General features: G+C 64.6%; 21 protein-coding genes. 18 read left to right on the plus strand and 3 right to left on the minus strand.

The window, feature by feature from the left end:
- The first annotated feature begins 65 nt into the window (after window positions 1–65).
- The 13 genes from ALI44B_RS13960 to ALI44B_RS14020 all read left to right on the plus strand — a co-directional run bounded on the left by ALI44B_RS13960 (window position 66) and on the right by ALI44B_RS14020 (window position 16,665).
- Window positions 66–671, plus strand: a complete 606-nt coding sequence (locus tag ALI44B_RS13960) for an arsenate reductase/protein-tyrosine-phosphatase family protein (protein ID WP_143459273.1) — start codon at window positions 66–68, stop codon at window positions 669–671.
- 3 nt (window positions 672–674) lie between these two features.
- Window positions 675–1,682: a hypothetical protein gene (locus tag ALI44B_RS13965; protein ID WP_077055182.1), complete on the plus strand. Its 1,008-nt coding sequence runs from the start codon at window positions 675–677 to the stop codon at window positions 1,680–1,682.
- A 284-nt stretch (window positions 1,683–1,966) separates the two neighbouring features.
- The gene (locus ALI44B_RS13970; protein ID WP_083710049.1) at window positions 1,967–3,655 is read left to right on the plus strand and encodes a sugar transferase; all 1,689 of its coding nucleotides are present in this window, start codon (window positions 1,967–1,969) and stop codon (window positions 3,653–3,655) included.
- A 39-nt stretch (window positions 3,656–3,694) separates the two neighbouring features.
- The gene (locus tag ALI44B_RS13975) at window positions 3,695–4,816 is read left to right on the plus strand and encodes a glycosyltransferase (protein WP_077055183.1); all 1,122 of its coding nucleotides are present in this window, start codon (window positions 3,695–3,697) and stop codon (window positions 4,814–4,816) included.
- Window positions 4,813–5,889, plus strand: a complete 1,077-nt coding sequence (locus ALI44B_RS13980) for a glycosyltransferase (protein ID WP_143459275.1) — start codon at window positions 4,813–4,815, stop codon at window positions 5,887–5,889. The genes ALI44B_RS13975 and ALI44B_RS13980 overlap by 4 nt, the downstream gene beginning before the upstream one ends.
- A 48-nt stretch (window positions 5,890–5,937) precedes the next feature.
- Window positions 5,938–7,764, plus strand: coding sequence for a glycosyltransferase (locus tag ALI44B_RS13985; protein WP_077055185.1), 1,827 nt, complete (start codon window positions 5,938–5,940; stop codon window positions 7,762–7,764).
- Between the two features lie 263 nt (window positions 7,765–8,027).
- Window positions 8,028–8,744, plus strand: a complete 717-nt coding sequence (locus ALI44B_RS13990; RefSeq protein ID WP_143459277.1) for a glycosyltransferase — start codon at window positions 8,028–8,030, stop codon at window positions 8,742–8,744.
- A 179-nt stretch (window positions 8,745–8,923) separates the two neighbouring features.
- Window positions 8,924–10,675 carry a DUF4012 domain-containing protein gene (locus ALI44B_RS13995; RefSeq protein WP_179100276.1) on the plus strand — a complete coding sequence of 584 codons (1,752 nt, stop codon included), beginning with the start codon at window positions 8,924–8,926 and terminating at the stop codon, window positions 10,673–10,675.
- A 68-nt stretch (window positions 10,676–10,743) separates the two neighbouring features.
- Entirely contained in the window at window positions 10,744–11,286 is a 543-nt protein-coding gene (locus tag ALI44B_RS14000) for an LPXTG cell wall anchor domain-containing protein (RefSeq protein ID WP_077055188.1), read from the plus strand.
- 168 nt (window positions 11,287–11,454) lie between these two features.
- Window positions 11,455–12,762 carry a UDP-glucose dehydrogenase family protein gene (locus ALI44B_RS14005; protein ID WP_077055189.1) on the plus strand — a complete coding sequence of 436 codons (1,308 nt, stop codon included), beginning with the start codon at window positions 11,455–11,457 and terminating at the stop codon, window positions 12,760–12,762.
- A gap of 210 nt (window positions 12,763–12,972) precedes the next feature.
- Window positions 12,973–14,289 carry an O-antigen ligase family protein gene (locus ALI44B_RS14010; protein WP_143459281.1) on the plus strand — a complete coding sequence of 439 codons (1,317 nt, stop codon included), beginning with the start codon at window positions 12,973–12,975 and terminating at the stop codon, window positions 14,287–14,289.
- Window positions 14,290–14,474: 185 nt separating this feature from the next.
- Window positions 14,475–15,707: a lipopolysaccharide biosynthesis protein gene (locus ALI44B_RS14015; RefSeq protein ID WP_353615686.1), complete on the plus strand. Its 1,233-nt coding sequence runs from the start codon at window positions 14,475–14,477 to the stop codon at window positions 15,705–15,707.
- Window positions 15,708–15,753: 46 nt separating this feature from the next.
- Window positions 15,754–16,665 (plus strand): glycosyltransferase, encoded by a 912-nt coding sequence (locus ALI44B_RS14020; protein ID WP_083710052.1) that lies wholly within the window; start codon window positions 15,754–15,756, stop codon window positions 16,663–16,665.
- A 115-nt stretch (window positions 16,666–16,780) separates the two neighbouring features.
- Here ALI44B_RS14020 and ALI44B_RS14025 read toward each other — a convergent pair whose 3' ends face one another.
- Both ALI44B_RS14025 and ALI44B_RS14030 read right to left on the minus strand, forming a co-directional pair.
- Window positions 16,781–17,074 carry a hypothetical protein gene (locus ALI44B_RS14025; RefSeq protein WP_077055193.1) on the minus strand — a complete coding sequence of 98 codons (294 nt, stop codon included), beginning with the start codon at window positions 17,072–17,074 and terminating at the stop codon, window positions 16,781–16,783.
- A 651-nt stretch (window positions 17,075–17,725) separates the two neighbouring features.
- On the minus strand, window positions 17,726–18,736 hold the full coding sequence (locus ALI44B_RS14030) for a DMT family transporter (protein ID WP_077055194.1): 1,011 nt from the start codon (window positions 18,734–18,736) through the stop codon (window positions 17,726–17,728).
- 33 nt (window positions 18,737–18,769) lie between these two features.
- Between ALI44B_RS14030 and ALI44B_RS14035 the strand changes: the two genes are divergently transcribed.
- Both ALI44B_RS14035 and ALI44B_RS14040 read left to right on the plus strand, forming a co-directional pair.
- Window positions 18,770–19,369: a TetR/AcrR family transcriptional regulator gene (locus tag ALI44B_RS14035; protein WP_077055195.1), complete on the plus strand. Its 600-nt coding sequence runs from the start codon at window positions 18,770–18,772 to the stop codon at window positions 19,367–19,369.
- 203 nt (window positions 19,370–19,572) lie between these two features.
- Entirely contained in the window at window positions 19,573–20,673 is a 1,101-nt protein-coding gene (locus ALI44B_RS14040) for an acyltransferase family protein (RefSeq protein WP_077055196.1), read from the plus strand.
- A 109-nt stretch (window positions 20,674–20,782) separates the two neighbouring features.
- Here ALI44B_RS14040 and ALI44B_RS14045 read toward each other — a convergent pair whose 3' ends face one another.
- Complete coding sequence (locus ALI44B_RS14045; protein WP_077055197.1) at window positions 20,783–21,832, minus strand: alcohol dehydrogenase catalytic domain-containing protein; 1,050 nt, start codon at window positions 21,830–21,832, stop codon at window positions 20,783–20,785.
- Between the two features lie 267 nt (window positions 21,833–22,099).
- On the opposite strand from ALI44B_RS14045, the gene ALI44B_RS14050 reads away from it, so the two are divergent.
- From ALI44B_RS14050 to ALI44B_RS14060, 3 genes are all read left to right on the plus strand, one after another.
- Window positions 22,100–22,678 (plus strand): hypothetical protein, encoded by a 579-nt coding sequence (locus tag ALI44B_RS14050; RefSeq protein WP_077055198.1) that lies wholly within the window; start codon window positions 22,100–22,102, stop codon window positions 22,676–22,678.
- Between the two features lie 353 nt (window positions 22,679–23,031).
- Window positions 23,032–23,520: a hypothetical protein gene (locus ALI44B_RS14055; RefSeq protein WP_077055199.1), complete on the plus strand. Its 489-nt coding sequence runs from the start codon at window positions 23,032–23,034 to the stop codon at window positions 23,518–23,520.
- Window positions 23,517–24,002: a hypothetical protein gene (locus ALI44B_RS14060; RefSeq protein WP_077055200.1), complete on the plus strand. Its 486-nt coding sequence runs from the start codon at window positions 23,517–23,519 to the stop codon at window positions 24,000–24,002. The genes ALI44B_RS14055 and ALI44B_RS14060 overlap by 4 nt, the downstream gene beginning before the upstream one ends.
- Window positions 24,003–24,024 lie beyond the last annotated feature (22 nt).

A 24,024-nucleotide genomic window follows, 5' to 3' on the forward strand; every position in this document is an offset into this window, starting at 1 on the left:
CCCGTTCACCCGCGGTGTAGCGCGCAGTTCTACCCTGGGATGAAGTTCGGGAAAGGTTTTCGCTCGTGTCTGACGCAATCCGTGTACTACCCACTGTGAAGGTTCCTGCTTTGCGCGTTCTCACCGTCTGCACCGGCAACATCTGCCGCTCACCGATGGCCGAGCAGATGCTCGAGTCGGCGTTCCTGCAGGCGGGCATCGCCGCGCACGTGTCGAGCGCGGGCACGCAGGCCATGGTCGGTCACGACATCACGCCCGAGACGGCCGCGCAGCTGAACGCCCACGGCGTGGCCCCCAAGGCGCACCGGTCGACGCAGCTCACCGAGGGTCTCGTCTCGGCCGCCGACCTCGTGTTGGTCGCCACGCGCGCCCACCGCAGCGAGGTCGTCTCGCTGCTGCCGCGGGCGTCGCGCTACACGTTCACCATCCGCCAGTTCGCGCGGCTGGTCGACTCGCTCGAGGAGGGGGAGTGGCGCGACATCCGCTCGCTCTCCGATCTCGTCATGTCGGTGGCCGCGCAGCGCGGTTTCGCCCTGCCGCCCGAAGACCTCACGGTCGATGACGTCGTCGACCCCTACCGCCAGTCCGAGGCCGTCTACATCGAGGTGGCCGACGAGCTCGACTCCGCGGTCGCGACGATCACGGCCGCTTTCGCGCGAGCGACGAAGTAGCCCATGGCACGGGGTAAGGGTTCGGGGGCGCCGCGTTCGCTGTGGCGCCGCGACGGCGGTTCGTCGGATCAGCCGCGGTGGCGCACCTGGTTGATCATCGGCGTGGCGTTGTTCCTCGTCATCGACGTCGTGGTCATCGCCCTGGCATTGGCGCAGAACCGCGCCCCGGCCGACGAGTCGACGTCCCGCCCCATCCCCACGTTCACCGATACGCCCGCGACCCCGGCGACCCCCGCCGCTCCGGGTGCCGGTTCGGGTGCCGGTGCCACGAACGCCCCCGGCGCCGTCGACGACACCCTCCCCGCCACGCGTTTCCTCGCCGCCGACAACGGCACGTCCGCCTGGCGGGCCACGCAGGGCTCGTGCCCCACGGGCCCCGGCGTGATCGAGCGCACCACCGACGGTGGCGTCACCTGGGTCAATGTGCCCGCAGCATCCCTCGACCTGCGCCAGATCTTCCGCTTCACATCGCTCGGGGCCTCGTCGGCCGCCGTGGTCGGCACCACGGGCGACGACTGCACGCTCGAGGCGTTCCGCACGTTCTCGGCCGGCAGCACGTGGTCGGCCAACGCCGCCGAGCTCGCCGCCGCCACCTACATCGACCCCGCCGAGCCCGCGGTCGTGCAGACGCCCGCCGGCCCCGTCACGCCGCCGTGCCCCAACCCGCGTCAGGTCGTTCCGGGCACCGCGAACCTCACCGTGCTGTGCACCGACCAGCTTCTGTCGCAGCAGTCGGGCGGCGCGTGGTCGAGCGCGCAGGTGCCGGGTGCGCTGGCCGCGACATCCACATCGGATGGTCTCACGGTCGTCTCGACGGGTGTGCAGGGCTGCGCGGGCCTCTCGATCGCCACGCTGCCCGCCGACCTCTCGGGTGCGCGCCTGACCCCGATCGGATGCCTCGCCGCCGAAACGTCGCCCGCCGAGGTCGCCATCTCGGAGTCGATGGGGTCGCTCTGGCTCTGGTCGAACGCCGCGAGCTACGTCTCGCCCGACGGCGGAGCCACCTGGTAGGCGATATCACCCCATTTCGGGGCGATGAATGTGCATACATTCCGCTACGTGTCATTCCAAACGGAATATCACCTCGTGCACATACTAAACTGGTTTGCACGCCATGTAACCCTTTCGGGGGTCGTCGTGAGCGCGCATGTCCCCTCTTTGGACACTTGTTGTATGACAAGCCCGTGCCGAAGTATTAAAGGTGCATTAACGCGCATATCTTCAGCCATGGCGCCGGATATGGTTGGCAAACCGGTCAACGTTGACGACATCAGTACCACCACAGCGGAGACGACATGATCGAGGACGTTTCGACGACAGCACGCGACCGTGCTGCGTCTGCCGCGCGGTCTGGGCCGGGCGCATCCGCGGCCTCGGGTGCGGTCGGCCGCCCCGACACCCTCGACGACGCGCTCGCTTCCGCCTCCGCTTCCTCGACTTCTGGTTTCGGCGCCGCGGGCGCCGCCACCGCCGCCTCGGCTTCCGACCCCGACGGCCCCGGCCGCAGGCCCGGCCTCCCCGGCACCCTCTCGGCCGCCCGCGCCGCCGCCCGCAACTGGCGCTCGGCCTACGGTTCGCGCCTCGTCTTCAGCGACCTGCTGGTGCTCGTCTGGGTCGTCTTCGGCGTGCAGCTCGGCTACTTCGGCTACGACACCGCCAACGCCAACTTCGTGGGCGACCTGGCCGGCACGGTCGTCAGCTACACGGCCATCTCGTTGGCCATCATCATCGGCTGGATGGTCTCGCTCACCGCTTTCGGCAGTCGCGGCTATCGAGTGGTGGGCGTGGGTGTCGCCGAGTACAAACTGATCGCCGACGCATCCGTGCGCTGGTTCGGGCTCGTGGCCATCATCGCGTTCCTGTTCAAGATCGACCTGGCCCGCGGCTACATCCTCATCGCTTTCCCGGTGGGCATGGTCGTGCTCATGTTCTCGCGCTGGATGTGGCGGCAGTGGCTGGGTGTGCAGCGGGCGCGCGGCGCGTATTCGTCGCAGGTGCTGCTGGTCGGCAGCGAAGAGTCCACGTCGCATATCGCTCGCGAACTGCAGCGTCAGCCGGCCGCCGGTTACCGCGTGGTGGGTGCCTGCATCCCGTCGGGCCGGGTTGCCGACTACCTGCCCGGCACCACCATCCCCGTCTCGGGCAACGTCGATTCGGTGATGGAAGCCATGGATGCCACGGGCGCCGACACCCTGGTCATCACGTCGTCCGATGAGCTGTCACCCCAGAAGGTGCGCGAGCTCAGCTGGAACCTCGAGCCCGGCCGCCAACACCTCGTCGTGGCGCCCGCGCTGACCGACCTGGGTGGCCCCCGCATCCACACGCGCCCCGTCGCCGGCCTGCCCCTGATTCACGTCGAGACGCCGCGCTATGAGGGCCGTAAGCAGGTCGCGAAACGCCTCTTCGACATCCTCGCCTCCGGCATGCTGATTCTGGTGCTCTCGCCCGTGCTCGCCATCATCGCCATCACGGTGCGCCTCACGAGCCCGGGCCCGGTGCTGTTCCGCCAGCAGCGCGTGGGCATTCGCGGCAGCATGTTCTCGATGCTCAAGTTCCGCAGCATGGTCACGGATGCCGAAGCCCTCCTCCCCGCCCTGCAAGCCGAGTCGCGCGAAGCCGGCAACGAGGTGCTCTTCAAGATGAAGGACGACCCCCGCATCACGCGCATCGGCAAGGTGTTGCGCCGCTACTCCCTCGACGAGCTGCCCCAACTCTTCAACGTCTTCGGCGGCAGCATGTCCCTCGTCGGCCCCCGACCGCCCCTCGAATCCGAGGTCTCGGCTTACGAGAAGCACGTGCACCGCCGCTTCCTCGTCAAACCCGGCATCACGGGCCTCTGGCAGGTCTCGGGCCGCTCCAACCTCTCGTGGGAAGACACCGTGCGCCTCGACCTCTACTACGTCGAAAACTGGTCCATCACGGGCGACATCATCATCCTCTGGCGCACGTTCAAAGCGGTCGTCGGGCGAGATGGGGCTTACTAGAAATGCCCGCCAACCGAGAAAAATCTGAGGCCTAACTGCATGTCACGCAAGTCAGTAGCGATCATCGGAACACGCGGTTACCCCAGCTATTACGGCGGCTTCGAGACGGCCGTGCGCATGTTGGCTCCTTTCCTGGTCGACGACGGCTGGGATGTCACGGTGTACGGTCGCCCGGGCGCGGTGCGAACGGATGACCCGGCGCTCGACAAACGCGTGAACACCGTCATGACCCGCGGAGTCGAGACAAAGTCGATCAGCACCCTCAGCTACGGCCTCACCGCTTCGGCGCACGCGCTCGTCAAGAAACCGGATGTCGCGCTCGTGATGAATGTCGCGAACGGTTACTTCCTGCCTCTTCTGAAAGCCCGAGGGATCCCCACGGTCGTCAACGTGGACGGCATCGAGTGGGACCGCGACAAGTGGGGCCGCGCGGCGAAAGCCGTCTTCCGCGGAGGCGCCAAGATGACGGCCAAGTTCGGCTCGGAGATGGTCTACGACTCGCACGAGATCGCCCGCCGCTGGAAGGTCGATTTCAAGCGAGACGGCACGTTCATTCCCTACGGCGGAGACCTTGTCGAGGAGCTGCCGCTCGAGCCCGGCCTCACGCATCGGGGCTACGTGCTGGTCGTGGCTCGCTTCGTTCCCGAGAACACCATCAACGAATTCATCGAAGCGGCACGCAACCTCGCCGCCGACACCCCCGTAGTCATCGTCGGATCGTCTGGCTACGGCGGGCCGATCGAGGAGGCTGTCGCAGCTCTCGCTTCGGAACACAGCAATGTTCACTGGCTGGGTCACCTCAGCGACGACAGGCGACTGCTGAGCCTCTGGCAGCACGCCGGCGCCTACTTCCACGGCCACAGCGTCGGCGGAACTAACCCCGCCCTGGTGCAGGCGATGGCCGCCGGTGCGCCCGTCGTGGCTCGCGACACGGTCTACAACCGCGAAGTACTGGGCGGCGCCGGCTTGCTGACCGCCCCGAACCCGCGGGCGATCGAGCAGGCTTTGCGCTCCTTCATGTCGGGCAACGTGGACCTCGAGGCGCAAAGCGCTCTGAGTATTGCTCGGGCCGAGGACGTCTACTCGTGGAGGGGCGTGTGCCAGAAATACAGCGATCTGCTCGACTCCGCCATGCAGTTGCGACGGGGTGGCCGCCGTTGAGCGGTGAGGCGCCGCTACTCCGGGTCTTTCCCGAGTTGCGTGCCGCGCATGTCGAGCGCGCCGAGGACATGCTGCCGGGCACGACGCTGTACTTCACGCAAAAGTACGACCTGGGGGACACGCCATCCGGGCACGAATTCGTTCAAGTCAGCCTTCCACAGGCGATCGTGAAGGTTGCTCGCAGTCCCGCGCAGAAGCTCGAGCTTCCCGAGCCGTTGTGGCTGCGGTATTACCCCGGGAACTTCGTTCTCGGTATCACGTGGAGAGTATCCGGCCTCCTGCGGGGTCGACGACGTTCCGCCTCCGCCTACAGCATCGAGAACAACGACGTCGATGCGCTCTTGTTCTCGGGCCGCAGCGTTCCGACTCTCGTTCGCAAGATTGCCCTTGCCGCATTCGGTCTCACCGCTCGCGCCGTCTATGGGCGCCTCGCCTACGGAAGCGACGGCGCGCGTGAGACCTACGAGTCCATCCCGTTCCTTCGTGGCGTCACGAGTCGCACGTTCCTCGAGCTTCCCGCTCCGCGTTCGACCGTCAGCGACGAAGCCCAGCCCGGGCGGGCGGTCTTCGTCGGCCGACTCGAAGAACGAAAAGGCGTCGAGCGGCTGATGGATGCCTGGCCCGCCGTCGAAGAGGCTGTGCCCGGCGCTGTCCTCGAAATCGTCGGCGACGGCCCGCTCAGCGATGAGGTCAGCGACTGGTGTCGGCAGAACGAACGTCAACGCGTCGCCTCGGGCGCACTGGATCACGCGACGGTGCTTCGCCGACTAGAAGTCGCCTCGGTCCTCGTAGCGCCGTCTCAGCGGGATGGCCGCTGGCGGGAGCAGATCGGGTTGCCCATCTCCGAAGCCTTGAGCACCGGGCTCACGATCGTGACAACGTCTGAGACGGGCCTCGCGGACTGGTTGCGCTCGACGGGGCACCACGTGGTCTCGGCCGATGCCCGCGACCACGATGCACTCAGCGGCGCCCTTATCCGAGCGATCGAGCGTCCCCTTGACCGGGCATCAGTCCTCGAATCTTTGCCATCCACTCTGGGGCGAATCGAGGCGGACGCGTGGCTCAATTCATGACTTCGTCGTCGAATGGTCCATCGCCAACCGGTAGCAAGGAGAGCAACCATGGTTCTATCGAACGCTGAGGCGATCGTCGTTCACTACCGCAGCTACGAAACCGTCGCTGAAACCGTGAGTGCCCTCCTCGCCGAGGGGTTCACGACGGACACGTTGACGGTTGTCGACACCAGTGAAGAGCCCGCGCGCCGGCAAGAGCTCGCCGAGATGCTGCCGAGCGGCACCTCCGTCCTGTTCACCTCGAACGGTGGATATGGAGCAGCGATCAATCACGCGCTCGATCACCTGAAGCGGGTGCGCGCCGAACTACCGGCCTACACCCTGGTCGCCACGCACGAGGTGATGCCGGCGGCGGGCGATATCCAACGCCTCATCGACGCTCTCGAAAACGAGCCCAGCGCTGCGGCCGCGGGTCCCACGCTCGTAACGGGGGATGATGGCGCGCAGATCTGGTCGGAAGGTGGAACCTTCAGCGGGCGCTTCTCGCTTCCAGCCCACGAATCGTTCGGCGAATATCGCGCACCCACGATGGATGGCCAGCCGCAGTCCCGCGAATGGCTCGACGGCGCGTTCGTCCTCTACCGCTCGGTCCCTTTGGATGAACTACGGTTCGACGAGAGTTTCTTCCTCTATATGGAAGAGACCGACCTGCACCTCCGGCTGAAGCGAGCCGGGCATGGGCTGTTGTGGGTGCCCGGAACATCCGTCTGGCAGAGCTCCGGGGGAGTGCCGCCGTTCTACTTCGCGAGAAACCTTCGTTTGCTCTTCCAGAAGCACCCCGAGCGGTTCACCTCGAAGATCGCGGTTCCCGCTGCCGTCGCGCGTCGAGCGCTGTCGTTGGGCCTGAAAAAGCGCGACGTGAACGGGATCGTGCAATTGGTGCGGGGTTTGAATGCCCGAGTCGCAAGCCCCGAAGCTGAACCACACGTCATCGTGCTCAACCCGCTCGGCGGCACCCTCCTCCACTACGAGGAAGCGCTTGCGAGTGTCCTGCGAGCCGGCGGCGCGCGGGTGGAACGGCTGCGCGTCTTCGAGCCGTCCGCGGGTGGCGGCAGCAAGCTCGACTGGGTGCGCAATTACATCCGCGCGCTCGTGTCCGCGCGCAGGCGCAGCGCTGCCGCAACGAACGTCGTCGTGTTGTGGCCGGTGCTCGGCTACCTCGATGTGATCCTCATCAGAGCGATCGCTGGGTCGCGAAGCCGACTCATCATGCATGACCCCGAGCCCCTCGTGCACGCGGTCGGCTATGACCGCATGAGCCGAGGCCTCGCCGGGTTGTTTGCGCGGTCCTTCACCCTGGTCTCTCACAGCTCGGCCGCGTCATCGGCAATCGAAGCGAGTGGCTGGCACGGGTCGGTCGAGACCCTTCCGCATCCGATCTTCGACCCCACGCCGGCGGCTCGCCGAGCCGGAGGCAAACCGATCGTGAGTGTCCTCGGTCAGTACAAGAAGGATCGCGACCTCGCCGCCCTCGAAGAGATCGCTGAGGGGATGGCAGGTGAGGCCGAACTCAACATCCATGGCCGCGGCTGGCCGGACGTTCCCGGGTGGCGGGTGGACGCTCGCTTCATCTCGGAGAAAGAGATGGATGATGTCATCGCTGAGAGCGCTGCCGTCGTGATTCCCTACAAAAGGTTCTTCCAGAGCGGTGTCGCGTTCAGGGCGCTCGAGAGTGCTGTGCCCGTCGTGGGCGTGAACGGAAGCTCGCTGGACGACCTTTTCGGCAGCGATTCGGGTTTGCTGGTGTCGCCGGGCCAGAAATGGAGTGATGCCGTGCAGGTAGCGATTCGATCGGGAAGGTCGCAGGCGGAGGCCGCCGCTCGATCCTGGCGCGCGCGGTGCGTCGAGGCGTGGCGAAAGGGGCTCGCATCGTGACGAAGCGCGGTCTCACTCTTGTCGTTCTGGGCCGGGCCACCGAATCAAAGGAGCGCGCCTGGCGCGAAGGTCTCGGACTAGTCCGGACGGTTCGTTTGACCGGCGCGGCGCCCAGCGGCTCGCGATTCGGCTCACGCGCTCTCGGTCTCGGGCTCGACTCCGCTCTCGTCGCTCTGAAGGCGCTCGCCGTGGGAGCACGGAGCCCGTTTCTCGCTACGAACCCCTGGATAGCCGTCGCGCTGAAGGCGACTCTCCGACGACGCGTGGCTGTCACGGGAATCTATGCGGTCGCCGGCTCCCGCAGCTTCAAGATGCTGCGCCTCGTTCTCCGAGACTCGCCCGTCGTCACCACCGTCAGGGTCGAAGCCGAAGCCTGGACGGCGGCGGGGGGACGCGCCGTCCCCGTGGTCTACGGCAACACATTCGGATATCCCGAGTCTCGCGATCGCGGAGACGGCGTGCTCCACATCTTCGTTGGCGGGTCCTCGGATCGCGACACGGTCGCCATCGATCAGCTCGAACGAGAAGTCCGATCGAGCTCGGCGCCCGTCGTCTTGACGGTCGTGGGCAACGAAGACCCATCCTCCTGGTCGGAAGGCGATCGGCGCATCGAACACACCGGCCGCGTGAGCCCGGACCGTTTCGGCGCCCTCCTGAGCGAGGCCGACGTGGTGTTCCTTCCGCTCGTGCCGTCGGACCGCGCCGCCGGACACATGGTTACGGTCGGGGCCCTGGAATCCGGGCTGCGCGTTCTCACGTCGGACACCATCGGTATGACCGGATATGTGGACGGCACATACGTGCGCCCGCTGGTGGCCGGCGAAAGCGTGCTCGCACAGCTCGAGGCCCTCGCGGATCGGACCGACGAGGGTCGCGCAGAGACGCGCGCCTTCTGGCGAGAGACCTTCAGTGTGGATGCTTACGTGGCCCGAGTGCGCGCGGCACTGCGGGCGCTGTCGGCTCCGAAACAAGATGCCTGAATATACTGACGACGCTTACACGTTGCACGGGTGACTTCTGATGTCGCCGCTTGCGTGTCTAGCGAGGATCGAAAAGACGGGGCGCATTCATGACGGCAGCGAGCCACGAAACACCGACAGCTCGGAGAAACGTCCGCCGACGGTCGCGCAGGTCCGCGGGCTCCAAGCGCCGTCGCACCGTGCTGATCGTGATCGGTGTCGTGCTGCTGGTGTTGCTCGCCGCAGCTGCCTGGGTGGGCATCCGCGCTCTCCTCGTCAAGCAAGATCTCGAGCAGGTCGTGCCTCTCACGTCGAGCCTCAAGCAGGCGGTCACCGAGCAGGACCAAGCAGCCGTTGCACGGGACTCGTCTGAGCTGTCATCCCGAGCCTCGTCGGCTGCATCGCTCTCTGGCGACCCGATCTGGAGAGCCGCCGAAGTCATTCCCTTCATCGGCCCGAACCTCACGGCGGTCCGCGAAATCGCCCAGGTCGCCGATGACCTCGCCAGCAAAGCCGTGGCACCGCTGGCCCGCATCGCGACCGAGGTGAAAGCCGAGGACTTCAAGCCGCAGAACGGCGCTATTGATGTCGCGCCTCTCGAAGCCGCTCGCGTCCCCGTCAGCGGGGCGCAGGTGGCCCTAACGAACGCTCAGAAGTCTGTCGCCGCTATCGACACCAGCGGCACGATCGGACAAGTCACGTCTGCCGTCGACCAGATCGAAGGCGAACTGGATGCCCTGGTCCCGACGGTCACGGCGCTCGACAACGCCGTCCAGCTGCTGCCTTCCATGCTCGGCGCCGAAGGTCCGAAGCAATACCTGCTCCTCATTCAGAACCCCGCAGAACTCCGCTCCGGCGGTGGAATTCCGGGTGCTCTGGCGCTTCTGAAGACGGATGGCGGCAAGCTCACGCTGGAGCAGCAAGCATCGTCGGCCGACTTCCCCCGCTTCCAACAGCCGATCTTGCCGCTTCCCGCGGAAACGCAGGGGCTCTATGGATCGATCGTCGGCGAATACATCCAGAACGTCACGCTCACCCCGAAATTCTCGCTCTCGGGCGAGCTGGCGCAGGCGATGTGGCAGCAGCGGTACGGCACGACCGTCGATGGTGTCATCTCGGTAGACCCCGTCACTCTGAGCTATCTCTTGGGCGCCACGGGTCCGGTCGGCCTCGTGACCGGCGACCAGTTGACTCAGGAGAACGCGGTGAGCCTGCTCCTCAGCGAGGTCTACGCGCGCTATCCGTTGCCGGCTCAGCAGGACCTCTTCTTCGCCGCGGCGGCCAAAGCCGTCTTCGACAAGGTGTCGGCCGGCGACATCGACCCCATCAAGCTCGTCGACGCACTGACGCGCGCGGGTTCGGAGCGCCGGATCATGGTGTGGAACGCCGACGAGCAGTCGCGGGATGTGCTCGCCGGAACGACGCTGGCGGGGGACCTGCCCGCTTACAGCGACGAGCGAACCGGACTCGGCCTGTACTTCAACGACGGCACCGGCGCCAAGATGGACTACTACCTGACCGCGGACACCCAGGTCGGCTCCCTCGTGTGCCGCCAGGACGGCAAGCCCTATCAGGTCGTGCAGGTCACTGTGAAGAACAACGCTCCCGCCGACGCCGGCACGTCGCTGCCGGAATATGTCACGGCGGGTGGCGCTTACGGCGTGTCGCCCGGCAGTGTGAAGACGTTCGTGTCAGCGTATGGTTCACCTGGCCTGGTGAACCTCGGCGTTATGCGAGACGGAGCCTCGGTTTCGGCGCTGTCGACGTCGGATGACGGGTATGGCGTCACACAGATTCCCGTTCAGCTAGCGCCTGGGGAATCGACTACTTTGACCTTCGGATATCTTGCGCCGAGAAGCCAGTCGACCATCGGAGAGTTCCAGAGAACGCCGATTGTTAACATGAATGAAACCTCAGAGTTGTCACTGTCCTGTGAATCTGCTCTATGGTAGAGACTGTCTACTCAGGAAAAGGTGGCCACACCTCTCCTTCCATAATCCAATTCGGGGGTTACATCCACATGGCAAAGAAGATTTTCGCGGGCCTCGTGCTTGCGGTCCTCGCGTTCTTCTCGGTTCCCGCCGCGGCAAACGCTGCCGGCTACGTGCCGAGCACCAACATCTCGGGTGACAACACTGTTGTCGCCGGTGGCACGACCATCATCAACTTCGCTCCGGGCTCCTTCGCCGGCAGCGAGAACGTGTCCATCACCATCACCGGCGCTGGCTCGGCCACCATCGGTGCTTTCAAGGCTGAGACCGTCACCGTCACCAAGCAGGCAGCTGCTGACGGCTCGCTCAGCATCTCCGTCAAGCTCCCCGCCGGCGCCACCGGCACCTACTCGCTGACCGCGACCGGTGTCACCTCGGGCAACGTGGGAACCTACACCATCACCGTCGTTCCGGCCGATTCGGCTAACGGCTCCGGCTCGGGCGCACTGCCCGACACCGGTTCGTCCGTCTCGATGCTGGCCGTCTGGGCCGGTGCCGGTGCGCTTCTCCTCGGTGCCGCTCTGATCGCCGTCATGACGGTCGTTCGTCGCCAGCGCCTCGCGCAGGACTAATATCCCCAAGGCTTAATCGCCTTCGAGAAAGGCCCCAGATCCTCACGGAACTGGGGCCTTTCTTTTATGCCGCCGTGCGGCCTGCTTTGTAAATTCTTCATGCACAAGCGGAGAAGCGCGTCCTCGTGCAGAGTCCCCACGTGCCCGCCCAACTAGGCTGGAGTGACTATGAGAATGTCTGTGATCGGTTGTGGGTATTTGGGCGCGGTGCATGCCGCGTCAATGGCGAAGCTTGGCCATGAGGTCGTCGGCATCGATGTCGACCCCGCCAAGATCGAGGCCCTGGCCGCGGGCAAGTCCCCGATTTTCGAGCCCGGCCTTCCCGAGCTCCTCGTCGAATCAGTCGGCAGCGGCAGGCTTTCGTTCAGCACGGACACCTCCGCTGCTCGAGGCGCGAAGGTCCACTTCATCGCTGTGGGTACACCCCAGAAGGCGGGCAGCTACGCAGCCGACCTCCGATTCGTCGACGCGGCCGTCGAAGGCCTCATGCCGCACCTGGCTCCCGGTGACCTGGTCGTCGGCAAGTCGACCGTGCCCGTGGGCACAGCGGAGCGCCTCGCGAAGATGATCGAACCGACCGGAGCGATGCTTGCCTGGAACCCCGAATTCCTGCGCGAGGGTTTCGCCGTCAAGGACACCATCAGCCCCGACCGCCTCGTCTACGGCCTGCCCCCGGAGCCCGCCGACGCGGCTACAGCTCAGGCGCTTCTCGACGAGGTTTACGCCGAAGCCCTCAGCCATGACACTCCTCTGGTCGCCACTGACTATGCGACCGCTGAGCTGGTCAAGGTCGCCGCCAACGCGTTCCTGGCAACCAAGATCTCATTCATCAACGCAATGGCCGAGATATCCGAAGCCGCGGGCGCTGACGTGACCCAGCTGGCGGACGCCATCGGCTACGACGCCCGTATCGGTCGACGCTTCCTCAACGCCGGTGCCGGTTTCGGCGGTGGCTGCCTACCCAAAGACATCCGCGCTTTCTCGGCGCGGGCAGAAGAGCTCGGCAAGGGCGAAGCGCTCAACTTCCTGAAAGAAGTCGATGCCATCAACCTGCGTCGTCGCGATCGCGTCGTCGAGCTGGTCGTCGAAGCTCTCGGCGGCAGCGCCTACAACAAGAAGGTTGCCGTCCTGGGGCTCGCTTTCAAGCCCGACAGCGACGACATCCGCGACTCGCCGTCGCTCGACGTGGCGGTGCGCCTGAACGGCCTGGGCGCGAACGTCGTGGCAACGGACCCTGAGGCGATCGCGAACTCGCGCCGCATGCACCCGCAGCTGGTGTTCGGCACGACCGAAGAGGCGCTGCAAGACGCGGATGCCGTCGTCGTCGTCACCGAGTGGAGCGAGTACCGTGCGCTCGACCCCGTGGCGGTAGCCGCAGTCGTTCGCGGAACTGTGGTTATTGACGGTCGGAACTGCCTCGACCTCGCCGCCTGGCGCGGTGCCGGCTGGACGTACATCGGTCTCGGGCGCAAGTAGCAAGCTCGTGGTCTGTAGTCGAAAGCCTGTACTCGGTCCCGCCTCGACGTCTCACCAGCGCGAATCGAGCGTCGTCCCAAACAATTTCCGTCAGGCTTTCTCACCTGGCGCAGTTCGAGAGTTGGTGGACATGCGCGATCGCCGGTTCGAGGCAACTGCTTTGGGTCGCAGGGAAGGCGCGTTCGATGAGTTCTGCTTTAGGCTCGTGACGTGTTAGAAGAAGCCTTGACTTATGTCGCCGTATTCGTTGCGGTGGTATTCGTCCTGTCGCTTCTGCTTTCAATGAAGCCAGCAGCTCGTGCAACGCTCCTCGCCGTTCTGGTTGGAATGGGTGCGGGCCTCATCGGAGTGCAGATCGCTCAGGTGCACGTCTTCACGATCCTGCTGTTGATCTGGGTTCTTTTTTCAAAGCGTGCGAGCCGTTCGATCGCACCAATTGAGGCAATACTCACCATCGTCGCCGCCGCACTACTTGCTTCTACCGTCCTTTATGGCGAGCTGGTTAATAGTCCGACTCTCGGGCTGCAACTACTAGCCTTAGCGGGTTGTACAGCTCTGATTGTCATCTTCGCGTCTGCGTCCGATGTGAAGGCGATGCTCTATGGCCTGCTGATAATGACCTCAGCGAGCAGCGTCTTCGGCTTGCTGCAGATTGTTGGCATAGCGCCGTACGACGTCTGGCACTTGAGTATCTCCGCGCTTGGGCGGCCAACCGGTCTGTATTCAGAGCCCGACTGGCTTGGCATGATGGCGGGCGTAGGGCTCGTCCTGGCTTGGCGCCTGCCTCTGCAACGTTGGGTGCGAGTGCTTCTCATACTGGCGAACATGAGTGCTTGGGTTTTGGCATTCGCCAGAGCCGCCTGGGTCGCAGTCGTGGCGTCGGCCATGCTCGCTGTGGTTGTCTACCTCATAACGCGCAAGAAGAGCGCCCCTCGCGTGACGCCGAAATCAGGCCGCATTCTGGCTACTGCTCTGAGCGGTGTGGTCGCCATTCTGGCTTTCTCCTTCATTCCGAGTCTCCACGACAACCTAGTGACCCGGCTTTCCCAGACTTTGCGAGTAGCCGATAACGACGTTTCCGCGCAAGCGCGAGTGGCCCAGAACGATGGTCTCAACTACCTGGCCAGCACGAGTCCGTGGTACGGGTGGGGACTCAGTACTAGCGGCCGAGTCGGCGTGTCCGGTCGTCTCAACTTCGGGGAGTCGCGCAACAACGTTGGCTCGAATTGGGTCGTCTCGTTCTGGGTAGACGGGGGCCTACTTAGCGTCGCTTTGCTAATCCTGTTTGGAGCCGCGGTCATCTTGACGCTTCGCACAATCCAGTCCCAGGTGCTTGTACTCGTTCTGCTCAGTAGCTTCTTCTCGAACGCGGTTTACCAGCCCGTCACGTGGTTGATGCTTGGGTTGTGCCTATCGGTTGTGAGGATGCGGCGCGAACGAACTGCTGAGCAGGTCGACGAATCGGAGTCGAAGACAGCGGTTGCACACAGGTTTGGGCAGCAACTAGTCTCGCGAACTCCCGCCTAAACCGGCATAGTTGTTGGCCATTTCCGGATGAACCGTATACTCAGACCACGGGGATCTACTACCCCCTCCGCCGCGTAGTTGCGAGACCTAAGCGACTATTAGGGCTTCCGAGACTTTGTGGCATTCCTGATCTATTTCCGACCGGTGTGCCTCGGCCGCGGGGTTCAATTCACATGGGGTTATGAGTGAAACGGTTTCTGGCGAAGCTCTCCTGGTACACGGCCACTATGTTGGCCAACTCATCCATCGGGCTTCTGGTTGTCCCGGTCACGATCTATGTTGCTGGTGCCGCGGAATGGGGTGCGATCGCTGTCGGGCAATCGGTCGGCAGCATCGCGACTATCTTCGTTGCGTTGGGATGGGGGTACAACGGACCCAGCCTCATCGGGCGGGCCAATCCAGTTGAGCGCCAAACGATCGCGATTCATTCGATAGTCGCCCGCGCTGTCACCGCCCCCTTCATCACCGCCGGGGCTGCAATTGTGGCATACCTGTTGGCGCCAACGCTGCCGTGGGCTGCCGTTATCGCGTGCATCACCATCAGCTTGGGTGGGCTTGGCATGTCCTGGTATTTCGTGGGGGACGGTCAGCCGAAAAAGCTGTTCATTTGGGACGGAGTCCCACGATGGACGGGCAATCTTGTGGGGGTCGCAGCGCTTTGGGTCTGGCATGACATCTATATTTTCCTGTGGATCCAACTGGCCGGCGGGGTCTTGGCCAGCGCCATTTCTTGCATAGTCGTCATTTCGCAGGGCGTTCGGTCACCTCGGCACACCTGGAATCTCAGGGAAGCGTTCCGCGGGGTGAGGAGCCAATTACATGCGGGGATCACTGTAGTCACCGCGACGACTTTCGCTTCCCTTCCGACCCTGGTCATCGCCGCTTTGGCTCCCGCCAGCGTGCCTGTCTATGCCCTCGGAGAGAGACTTGTGCGATTTGCTCTCATGGGAATTACCCCTTTCCTTCAATGGGTTCAGGGGTGGGTTCCTAGAGCTACTCCCGAGAAGCCTGTGGTGTGGCGAATCAGATGGGCGACGAGGGTCGCGTGCGTCGGCGCGCTGCCGCTCGGGCTAGCGGTCGCTCTACTCGGCCCGTTCGCTGGCCACCTGCTATCTGCAGGCGTCGTCGAGCTGCCGTTCGCCTTGACTGTTGCATTCGGCGTTGCGGTGGCTATGTCCGCCGTGTCGAGAGTTGTCGGAATGGCGTGTCTGCTCGCCTTGGGCGCGGACCGGGCAGTAGCCATCAGCGCGGTCCTCGGAGCCATTGTGGGAACGCCCCTCCTCTTCGTCTTGGTCCCCGTTTACGGGGCCATCGGCGCAGCATCATCCCTGGCCCTGGCTGAAGTAATCGTCGTCGTGTACCAGGTGATTGCGTTGCGACGCACGCTCGGGCGGGAGCTCGGCCCAACCGCGGTATAGATATTGCAAGGCAACTACAATTCATCGATCTACGAGAGGCGCCGCTATGTCCGACTCAGAAGCCAACGTTGTTGGAGTCTTAGTTGCCTATAACACTCCAGGCAACGTGATCGTAGATACTGCTCGCCGTCTTGGGCCGCAAATGTCTCGCTTACTGGTGATGGACAACAGCGACCGTGCCGATGCGCAGGTGTCCGGGGCATTGTCTGAGGCCGCAATCCACGGCGTGGAATATCATTCGTTAGGCGGAAATGTAGGTATTGCTCCCGCTCAAAATCAGGGCATCGCGAGAGCAATGAATCTAGGCGCGCAGTACGTTTTGTTCTTAGACGACGACAGCACCTTTCCGGCCGGTGGGGTTGATGGACTCATTCGCGCACTCCAGAACGAGCGAGAGCAATTTCCGGAGACTGTCGGCATTGGCCCTGAAGTTGTCGATCACAGAACAGGCCAAGCGCTCATACCCGTTTGGGAGGGTTCGCGAATCCGCCCCGGCCGGGTCAACACCACGACCGAAGTTGCTTATCTGATCAGTTCCGGCGCACTCATCGATGTCACGGCCTTCGAAAAATTCGGGCTCTTCAAAGGCGAGTACTTCATCGATCAAGTCGACAAAGAGTGGGGGCTGCGGGTCGGGCTAGAAGGCGGACGGCTCGTGGTTACGGCCGATGTGACAATGTCCCACCAATTAGGCGATACGCCTACACGCACACGAAGTGGCAGCGTTCGATACACACATGAAAGCGCAACGAGGGATTATTACTTGACTCGGAATGCGGTACTGCTCATGCGCGATCTGAAACTTCCTGCCGTCAAATATGTCGATCTCCTGAGGCTGCTCGGAGAAAGCTCTGTTCGAAAGGTGCTTGGACGAGGACGAAGCACAGCTCAGCGGCGGGCTGTTCTCGCAGGCCTTCGCGATGGGATGCGCAACCGCCGCGGTCCCCGCCCGCAATGAAGTTAGGTCTCTGGAAGTACGAAGACTGACTTGCACGGAGTTCTCTCAAACGTGCCGGAGGAACAGCCCTTGTATGAGAGAGTCGGCGCGCAAAAGTGCCAACAAGCCCCGTCTCTTAGAAGTTGAAGTTGCTCTCGAGGCCTAGCCCGAGGTGAGTGAGAGCGAGCTCAACTCGTGGACCGTCCGGAGCGTTGTAGGGGTGAAGATGGCCGGCAACCACTAGGGCGGCGCTGGTCCCCGCTGCGCGCAGCCCGAGAATGCGGTGAGCGGCGGTGTTGAGAATCATGACGTCGTAGACGTCTGGCGGGCCGTCGGTGCAGCGGACCTGGGCTCGGATGTGCTGGTTGTGGCCGTCCGCTATGAGTTCGGACGTTGAGATAATGACGGCTTCGCGGACGGTGAATGCCACGTTGGCTCCCGGGCTTGTAGTTGGCAGAGGGTGTCGGAAACGTAGCAGGGGCGCGGCCCGGAGCCTTGATAGCGGCTGGGGGCTCGAGCATCCAATTGGGGGTTAGGGCTTTCTTCTCGCGGGGATGCGTGGGAGAAAGAGAGGCCGGCGTTGTGCCCGGTGGCGGCGTGTTGCTTAAGGGGAGACTGCGTATGAGTGGGCAGAACGAGTATGGGCTTGATGTGAGCGGATCAGAGGAGCGCCGCATCACAGGTGTCCAGCCGATGGGCCAGCAGGAGGATGGTGCGGCTCGGCCGCGTGTGTGGGGGCTGATCGCGTGGGCGGCGGGGGCCGTTGCCGTCGGGGCGGTGTTGGCTGTGCCCGTGATGATGCTGGCGCAGTTGGTGTCGTTGGGGCGCGTGTCGGGGGATTGGACGAGCGATGAGTACGCGTTGTTTGCGTGGATTGCGTATACGGCTCTGGCTGTTCTGCCGATCTCGTTGCCGGGTGTTTTCAACGTGATCATGACCGTGGTGTTTGCGGTGCTGGCGCGGGGGAAGCGCGGCATCCTGTGGGTTCAGGGGTGGGTATGGGCGTTGAGTGGTGTGGCCGTGCTGCCCGCGATCGTGCTGGGGCTGTGGGGGCCCGAGATGGGGGTGCTCGGGGACAACTTCACCTTTGTGCTGATGAGTTCGAACGCTGTCGGCTGGGCGGTGATGGTTGCCGTGTGGGGTGTGGTGCAGCGGCGGCGTCAGAAGACGCAAGGTCTTCAGGCGATGAGCGGCGGCGCGGGGGCAGAAGCACGAGTGTGATGGCGGCGGCTCCGAGGAGGAGGCCTGCGGCCGTGGCGAGGGTGAAGGGTTCGCCGAAGATGAGGGCTCCGAGGACGGAGGTTGCCGGTGCGACCAGGAAGAGCAGCGCGTTGAGGCCTGTGATGCCGAGGTGGCGGAGGAGCGCCCAGTAGAGGGCGTAGGCCAGGAGGCTGGGGATGAGGGCCGTGAGGGCTGTCGCGAACCAGAAGCTGGGCTCGGCGGGCGGCGCCCAAGTGTTTGTGGCGACGGCGACGATCGTGATGGCGGCGAGGGAGACGGCGGAGTGGACCGCGAGGGTGGGGAAGACTCCGAGGGTCGACGAGGTGCGGCGCTCGAGGAACGTGGCGGTGACGAGGCAGGCTAGCGCGACGAGCGGGAGCAGGTAGCCGGGGTTGGGGGATGCGGCGGCTGCGGCATCCGACCAGACGATCATGACGACGCCCGCGGCGCCGAGCGCGAGGCCGAGCCATTGGAGTGCGCGGACGCGGAGGCCGAGGAGCGGGCCGACGAGGGTCGCGACGACGAGGGGTTGGACGGCGTCGATGAGGGCGGTGGTTCCCGAGGAGACGCCGGCTGCGACGGCCAGGTAGATGGGGACGACGTAGCCGAATTGGGCGAAGAGGCCGATAAGTAGGTGCGGGCGGATGTCGCGCCACGACGGCATGCGTAGGCGGCGGCGGGCGGCGAGGAAGAGGGCGCCGGCGGCGAGGAGGCCCGCGACGAGGACGAAGCGCCAGAGGACGAACGTGATGGGGTGCGACTCGGCGGTGCCGGCTTTGGCGATGAGGAAACCGGAGCTCCAGCTCAGGACGAAGACCACCGAGGCCGCGGTCAGGAGGACGGGGCGAGGTATACCGATCTGTTTACTCATGGGTCCGACTATACAGGGCGGTATAGTTGGGGGATGCGAAAAGAGTTCGAGCCCGAGGTGGCGCCCGTGATGACATCCGGGGCGACGAAGGTGTTGGCGGCCGCGACCGACCTGTTTTATCGCGAGGGGATTCATGCGGTGGGGGTCGACGCTATTGCGGCAGCGGCCGGGGTGACGAAGAAGACGTTGTACGACAGATTCGGGTCGAAGGATGCGCTTGCCGTGGCTTATCTGCGCGGGCGCGATGAGCGGTGGCGGGCTTATCTTGCCGCGGGGCTCGAGAAGGTGCCTGTAGGGACGATCGATCGCGTGCTGGCTGTATTCGACATCACGGATGCGTGGGCGCGCGAAAACCTGTCGAAGGGGTGCGGGGCGATCAATGCGCGCGCCGAGTTCGAGGGGATGGGGCATCCGATCGCGGGTGAGGCGATCAGGCAGAAGAAGTGGATGCACGAGCTGTTCGCCGACTTGTGCCGCGAGGCCGGTGTCGATGACGCCGAGGGGATGGCCGACACGCTCATGTTGCTGCACGAGGGCGGGCTTGTGACCGGCGGAATGGGGACTTTCGAGCGGCCGTTTGCGGTCGCGCGGGCGGCAGCTGCGCGGTTGTTTCGGAAGACAGACGGGGAATAACTTTGCAGGCTCTGTATCCGCGGACTGACCGTCAGAAGGCCTGTTCGCGTCTTCGTTTGAAGGGCGGCTGTGAAGCGCTCATTGCCTGGATCCCTCCTCTCTTCCCCGCGTCGCTCCAGTCATGTGCGGGATAGCTGAAGAGCGCACGGAGAACGCGATGCAGAGTAGGCACATACTAGACTCGCGATGAATCTGGGGGACCGATGAGAACGATCGCTAATACTTTCGATCCGAAATACAACAGCCTGAACGCTATCCGGCTGTTCCTTGCGCTGCTCGTGATTGTCTCGCATTCTTGGCCTCTCGGAGGATACGGAAAAGACCCGGGCATTGGCGATCAGGACCTGGGGGACTGGGCCGTTGCTGGTTTCTTCGCGATTTCCGGATATCTCATAACGGCCAGCAGAGTCAACACGACTCGAACAGTGAGCTACTACTGGCGACGCTTTTTGCGGATCTACCCGGCGTATATCGTGGCCACAATTGTCGTGGCTCTCGCTTTAGCCCCGCTTAGCGCTTGGCTTTCCGGCCGTTCGTACGATTGGGTGAACGGTGCTAGTTACATCGTCAACAACGCTGCGGTCATGATTCGACAGTGGGGGATATCGGGGACACTTCAAGACGTGCCCTATGTCACAACTTGGAACGGGTCCGCTTGGACCCTTTTCTACGAGTTGATTTGCTATATCGCAATCGGTGTAGCGGTGTCCTTCATCCCGCGTCGCTTCCTCACTGCCGCGCTTTGGGTAGCGTTCGCCATGACGACTATGACCACCGCTTTTGTGCTAGCGGGTACCGATTTTCACTCGATCATCGAACTCACGGCGCGCCTAGGTGGTTTCTTTCTTGCCGGAGCCCTCATCTATCAGTACCGTGCGACCGTTCCAATGCATTGGGTGCTCGCTGTCGCATCAGGACTAGCGATTGCTTTGCTGGCTGCTGCAGGTCTCTTCCAGGTGCTCGCCGGCATTCCGGTTGCCTACCTCATGCTGTATCTCGGAGCCCGGCTCCCACTACAAAAGCTGGGTGCACGCAACGATTTTTCTTATGGCGTTTATATCTACGCGTTCCCTGTCCAGCAGCTGCTGGCCACTGCCTTCCTCGGCCGCGACGTTCCCTTTATTATCTTCGTCCTGGCGTCCATAGTTGGTACCGCGCCACTTGCGGTGGCGAGTTGGTTCCTCGTCGAGAAGCCCGCTATGCGAGCGAAGAACCTCTTCGCTCGCACGCGAGCCGAAAAAGCGATTGTCGACCCTCAACCGGGCCCGACTATGCCAGCTTCTGAGTCAACGCCTCGATCATAAGGTGGGCCGTAGCGATGGTCGGGACTGAACCTATGCATGATGGTTGAGCGCCCGCTAGCCACCGGTCGGTATGCCTGAGCACAGACCGACCGAGTATTAGTGCGCCGAGTCAATCGGCCGGGTGGATGACCGTGATGCCCGTGGGTGGGGCCGTGGCCGTGAGGGGCAGCAGGGTGGCGCCCTCGGCGAGGGTGACGGCGCCGCCGACCAGGTCTTGGGGGCGCAGCGTGCCGTCGGCGACGAGGGTGAGCATGGCGGCGTAGTCCGCGGCGGCCATGCCGTGGCTGCCCAGGAGGTCGAGTTCCCAGCCGATGACGCGGTCGAGGGGCAGGCGCGGCAGTTCGTCGGCCGAGAGGAGGCCGATCTGCACGTGGCGGCCGCGGCGACGCAGCGACAGGAGCGCGTCGGTGCTGGTGGATGCCGAACCGACGGCGTCGAGGGCCACGTGGGCTCCGCCATCCGTGATGCTGATGACCTGGTCGACGACGGATGCCGCCACGACGGATGCCGCCGCCACGACGGTGGCCTCGGCGCCCACGCTGCGGGCGAGGGTCAAAGCATCCGGGTTGCGGTCGATGGCGACGACGCGTGCGCCCAGGGCTGAGGCGATCATGATGGCGCTGAGGCCCACGCCTCCGGCGCCGAAGACGGCCACCCATTCGCCCGGCTGCACGTCGGCTCGGGCATGCACCGCGCGGAAGGCCGTGGCGAAACGGCAGCCGAGGCTGGCGGCCGCATCATCCGAAATCGTGTCGGGAACCGCGACCAGGTTGGTGTCGGCGGCGTGGATGGCGACCAGCTCGGCGTGTGAGCCCCAGCCCGTGAAACCCGGCTGCGTCTGGTTCGGGCACACCTGCGCGTTGCCGCCCAGGCACCACTCGCACACGCCGCATCCGCACACGAACGGCGACGTGACGCGGTCGCCGACCGACCAGTTGCTGACGCCGGCGCCGACCTGCTCGATGGTTCCCACGAACTCGTGGCCCGGAACGTGCGGCAGGTGCACCGTGTCGTCGTGCCCGGCCCACGCGTGCCAGTCGCTGCGGCACAGGCCCGACGCGGCGACCCGGATGACCACGCCACCCTCGGGTGCGGTCGGGGCCTCGACCTCGCGCACCTCGGGTGTGGTGCCGAAACGGTCGTAGACGATTGCTCGCATCGGGGAGCTCCAATCGGGGTGGCCGCGGGGGCGTGCGGCGAGGGGCGGCGGTGCGGGTGCCTCAGACCACGCTAGTCCCCGACCGGGGCCGTCTCGAATCAGGTCTCGCAGCGCGAGCGCACGGTGAAGCCGAAGCCCTTCGTCGTTCCAGAGTGCGATGGGTGTCCTGCGCCACTTGCGGCGAGGGCAGGGCTCCCGTCTCAGCTTGAATGAGTATCAGAATGTTAGCTTCAGAGGAGTTGTTCGGCTTATCGAAAGGCTCCGCCGATGTTCAAGAAAGTTGTTCTCTCAGTGGTCGTCGGCGCGGCCGCGCTTGCCGGCCCGATCGTGGCTGCGTCGGGTGATGTCGCGCAGGCGGCCGTCACGGGGTATGTGCCGGGCACGTCGGTGACGGTGTCCGGCGAGCGCGTGCCCGGCGGGTTGATCGTGATCGAATTCTCGCCCGGGTCGTTTGCGCCCGGAGAAGTCGTGGTGGTGAGCGTGACCGGCAGTGGCGGCTATACGCACACCGAGCGGCTTGTCGCCGGGGCCGACGGTGCGTTGCGCTACGAGTTCCGGGTGCCCGCGGATGGCGTGGGCAGCTACGACATCGTCGCGACGGGTGTGTCGAGCGGAAGTATCGGCACGGCGCGCGTCGACCTGGTTCCGGCGGATGCGGGTGGTCCGACATCCGGTGCCCTGCCCGCGACTGGATTGCGAGACCCGCTGCTGGTGGCGTGGGTCGGTGGCGGTGCGACCGTGCTGGCCGGCGCCATGGTGGGCACGAGTGTGCTGCGGCGGCGACAGAGCGCGCGGCGGTATGTGAGCCGGTCGATCGACGGACCGCGGTGGCCCTCGCTGCAGTAACCGGCATCGACACGCCGCTCACGGTAATGCGCAATCACCCGATAACGACCCGAACCTGGGAGCGGCACCAGAAAAGCCGAACGGCTTCTGAGTCTCGGGGGAGGGGCTCAGAAGCCGTTCGCGGCCTGTTGTCTGGGCAGGTCGTGGCTACAGCATACGTCCTTCTTAAGGTGGACAACCTGAACATTTGGTCGAAAACATCGGCGTGTTGCCAAGAAGACGGGTTTGCGGAAACCCGCAAGGGCGTCAGGTGCTGAAAGAGCCGGTCACAACCGGGTTGGGTGCTTCATCTTCGAGAAGACCCGCGAATGCCGATAGGTTGTTTCTAGGGGACAGAAGACCCGGGGGGATTCATGACACGGCACCACTTCTTTACGCGCACGCTGGGTGCCGGCATGCTGGCCGCGGGCGCGGTAGTGGCGCTCGTCGCCTGCACGAGCCCGACGCCCACACCGACCGTCACGGTCACCGACGCACAGACCGTCACGCCGTCGCCTGTGGCCGAAGAGGTCGAGCGTGTCGGCGAGCTCACCGGCCCGCAGGCGTGGGGCCTCTGCTACGCGCTCACCGTGAAAGGCGACGTGCTCGGCAGGACGATCGAGCCGCCGCTCTACGCCGATAGCGTGGTCGAGGCCCGTTCTGACGACTCCTGGTTCATCGGTTTCAACGGTGAGGTGTCCTCTGAGGGGACTTCGGCTCCGGGCCGCACGTGGTGTCTCATCAGCGGTCCGCCCGAGAACTTCAGCGACATCGCGCACGCGAGCGAGGTGGGCAAGGCCATCGAAGACCTCGACCCGCAGGCAGACCGTGATGACGCGCAATTCTCGGGGAGCGAATCATGAAACGTGTGACCCAGGCATCCATCGCGGGCGCGGCTGTCGTGCTCGCCCTCTCGCTGGCGGGATGCTCGACGGCCGAACCTCAGCCGGCCGCCACAGTGACCTCCACCTCGGTTGAAACCCTCGCGCCCGAAGTGACGAAGGCGCCCCTGGCCCCGCTCACGGCCGAGGAGGCCTACGGTGTGTGCGACGCGCTGATTCTGCGCGAGGCGTCCGACCAGGTCACTTACACGCACGAGCCCTTTGCCGATTCCACGATCGTGCAGCGCCGGGACGGCTGGTGGTATGTGGGTGTCGAGGGAACGACCACCACCACCGAGACCGGTCAAGCCCAGGTGTCCGGCGACTTCTGCTTGATCAAGGGCGCGATCCTCGACACCGAAGTTCACTCCTTGAGTTCGCAACTCGGGTCGATCGCCGACCTCGATCCGCAGGCTCCGCTCGACGACGAGCAGTGGGGCGTCACGGGCCCGGGTGGCATCTAGGCGTTTAGTCACCTACTCGCCC

This window comes from Leifsonia sp. ALI-44-B (genome assembly GCF_001984125.1).
Lineage (GTDB): Bacteria > Actinomycetota > Actinomycetes > Actinomycetales > Microbacteriaceae > Okibacterium.

What these genes read in the sequence shown, in the direction of transcription:
- ALI44B_RS13965 (WP_077055182.1), top strand. Translation starts at nt 675, where the DNA reads ATGGCACGGGGTAAGGGTTCGGGGGCGCCGCGTTCGCTGTGGCGCCGC.
- ALI44B_RS13985 (WP_077055185.1), top strand. Translation starts at nt 5,938, where the DNA reads ATGGTTCTATCGAACGCTGAGGCGATCGTCGTTCACTACCGCAGCTAC.
- ALI44B_RS14045 (WP_077055197.1), bottom strand. Translation starts at nt 21,832, where the DNA reads ATGCGAGCAATCGTCTACGACCGTTTCGGCACCACACCCGAGGTGCGC.
- ALI44B_RS14005 (WP_077055189.1), top strand. Translation starts at nt 11,455, where the DNA reads ATGAGAATGTCTGTGATCGGTTGTGGGTATTTGGGCGCGGTGCATGCC.
- ALI44B_RS14030 (WP_077055194.1), bottom strand. Translation starts at nt 18,736, where the DNA reads ATGAGTAAACAGATCGGTATACCTCGCCCCGTCCTCCTGACCGCGGCC.
- ALI44B_RS13975 (WP_077055183.1), top strand. Translation starts at nt 3,695, where the DNA reads ATGTCACGCAAGTCAGTAGCGATCATCGGAACACGCGGTTACCCCAGC.
- ALI44B_RS14060 (WP_077055200.1), top strand. Translation starts at nt 23,517, where the DNA reads ATGAAACGTGTGACCCAGGCATCCATCGCGGGCGCGGCTGTCGTGCTC.
- ALI44B_RS13970 (WP_083710049.1), top strand. Translation starts at nt 1,967, where the DNA reads ATGATCGAGGACGTTTCGACGACAGCACGCGACCGTGCTGCGTCTGCC.
- ALI44B_RS14050 (WP_077055198.1), top strand. Translation starts at nt 22,100, where the DNA reads ATGTTCAAGAAAGTTGTTCTCTCAGTGGTCGTCGGCGCGGCCGCGCTT.
- ALI44B_RS14000 (WP_077055188.1), top strand. Translation starts at nt 10,744, where the DNA reads ATGGCAAAGAAGATTTTCGCGGGCCTCGTGCTTGCGGTCCTCGCGTTC.
- ALI44B_RS14040 (WP_077055196.1), top strand. Translation starts at nt 19,573, where the DNA reads ATGAGAACGATCGCTAATACTTTCGATCCGAAATACAACAGCCTGAAC.
- ALI44B_RS14035 (WP_077055195.1), top strand. Translation starts at nt 18,770, where the DNA reads ATGCGAAAAGAGTTCGAGCCCGAGGTGGCGCCCGTGATGACATCCGGG.
- ALI44B_RS14020 (WP_083710052.1), top strand. Translation starts at nt 15,754, where the DNA reads ATGTCCGACTCAGAAGCCAACGTTGTTGGAGTCTTAGTTGCCTATAAC.
- ALI44B_RS14055 (WP_077055199.1), top strand. Translation starts at nt 23,032, where the DNA reads ATGACACGGCACCACTTCTTTACGCGCACGCTGGGTGCCGGCATGCTG.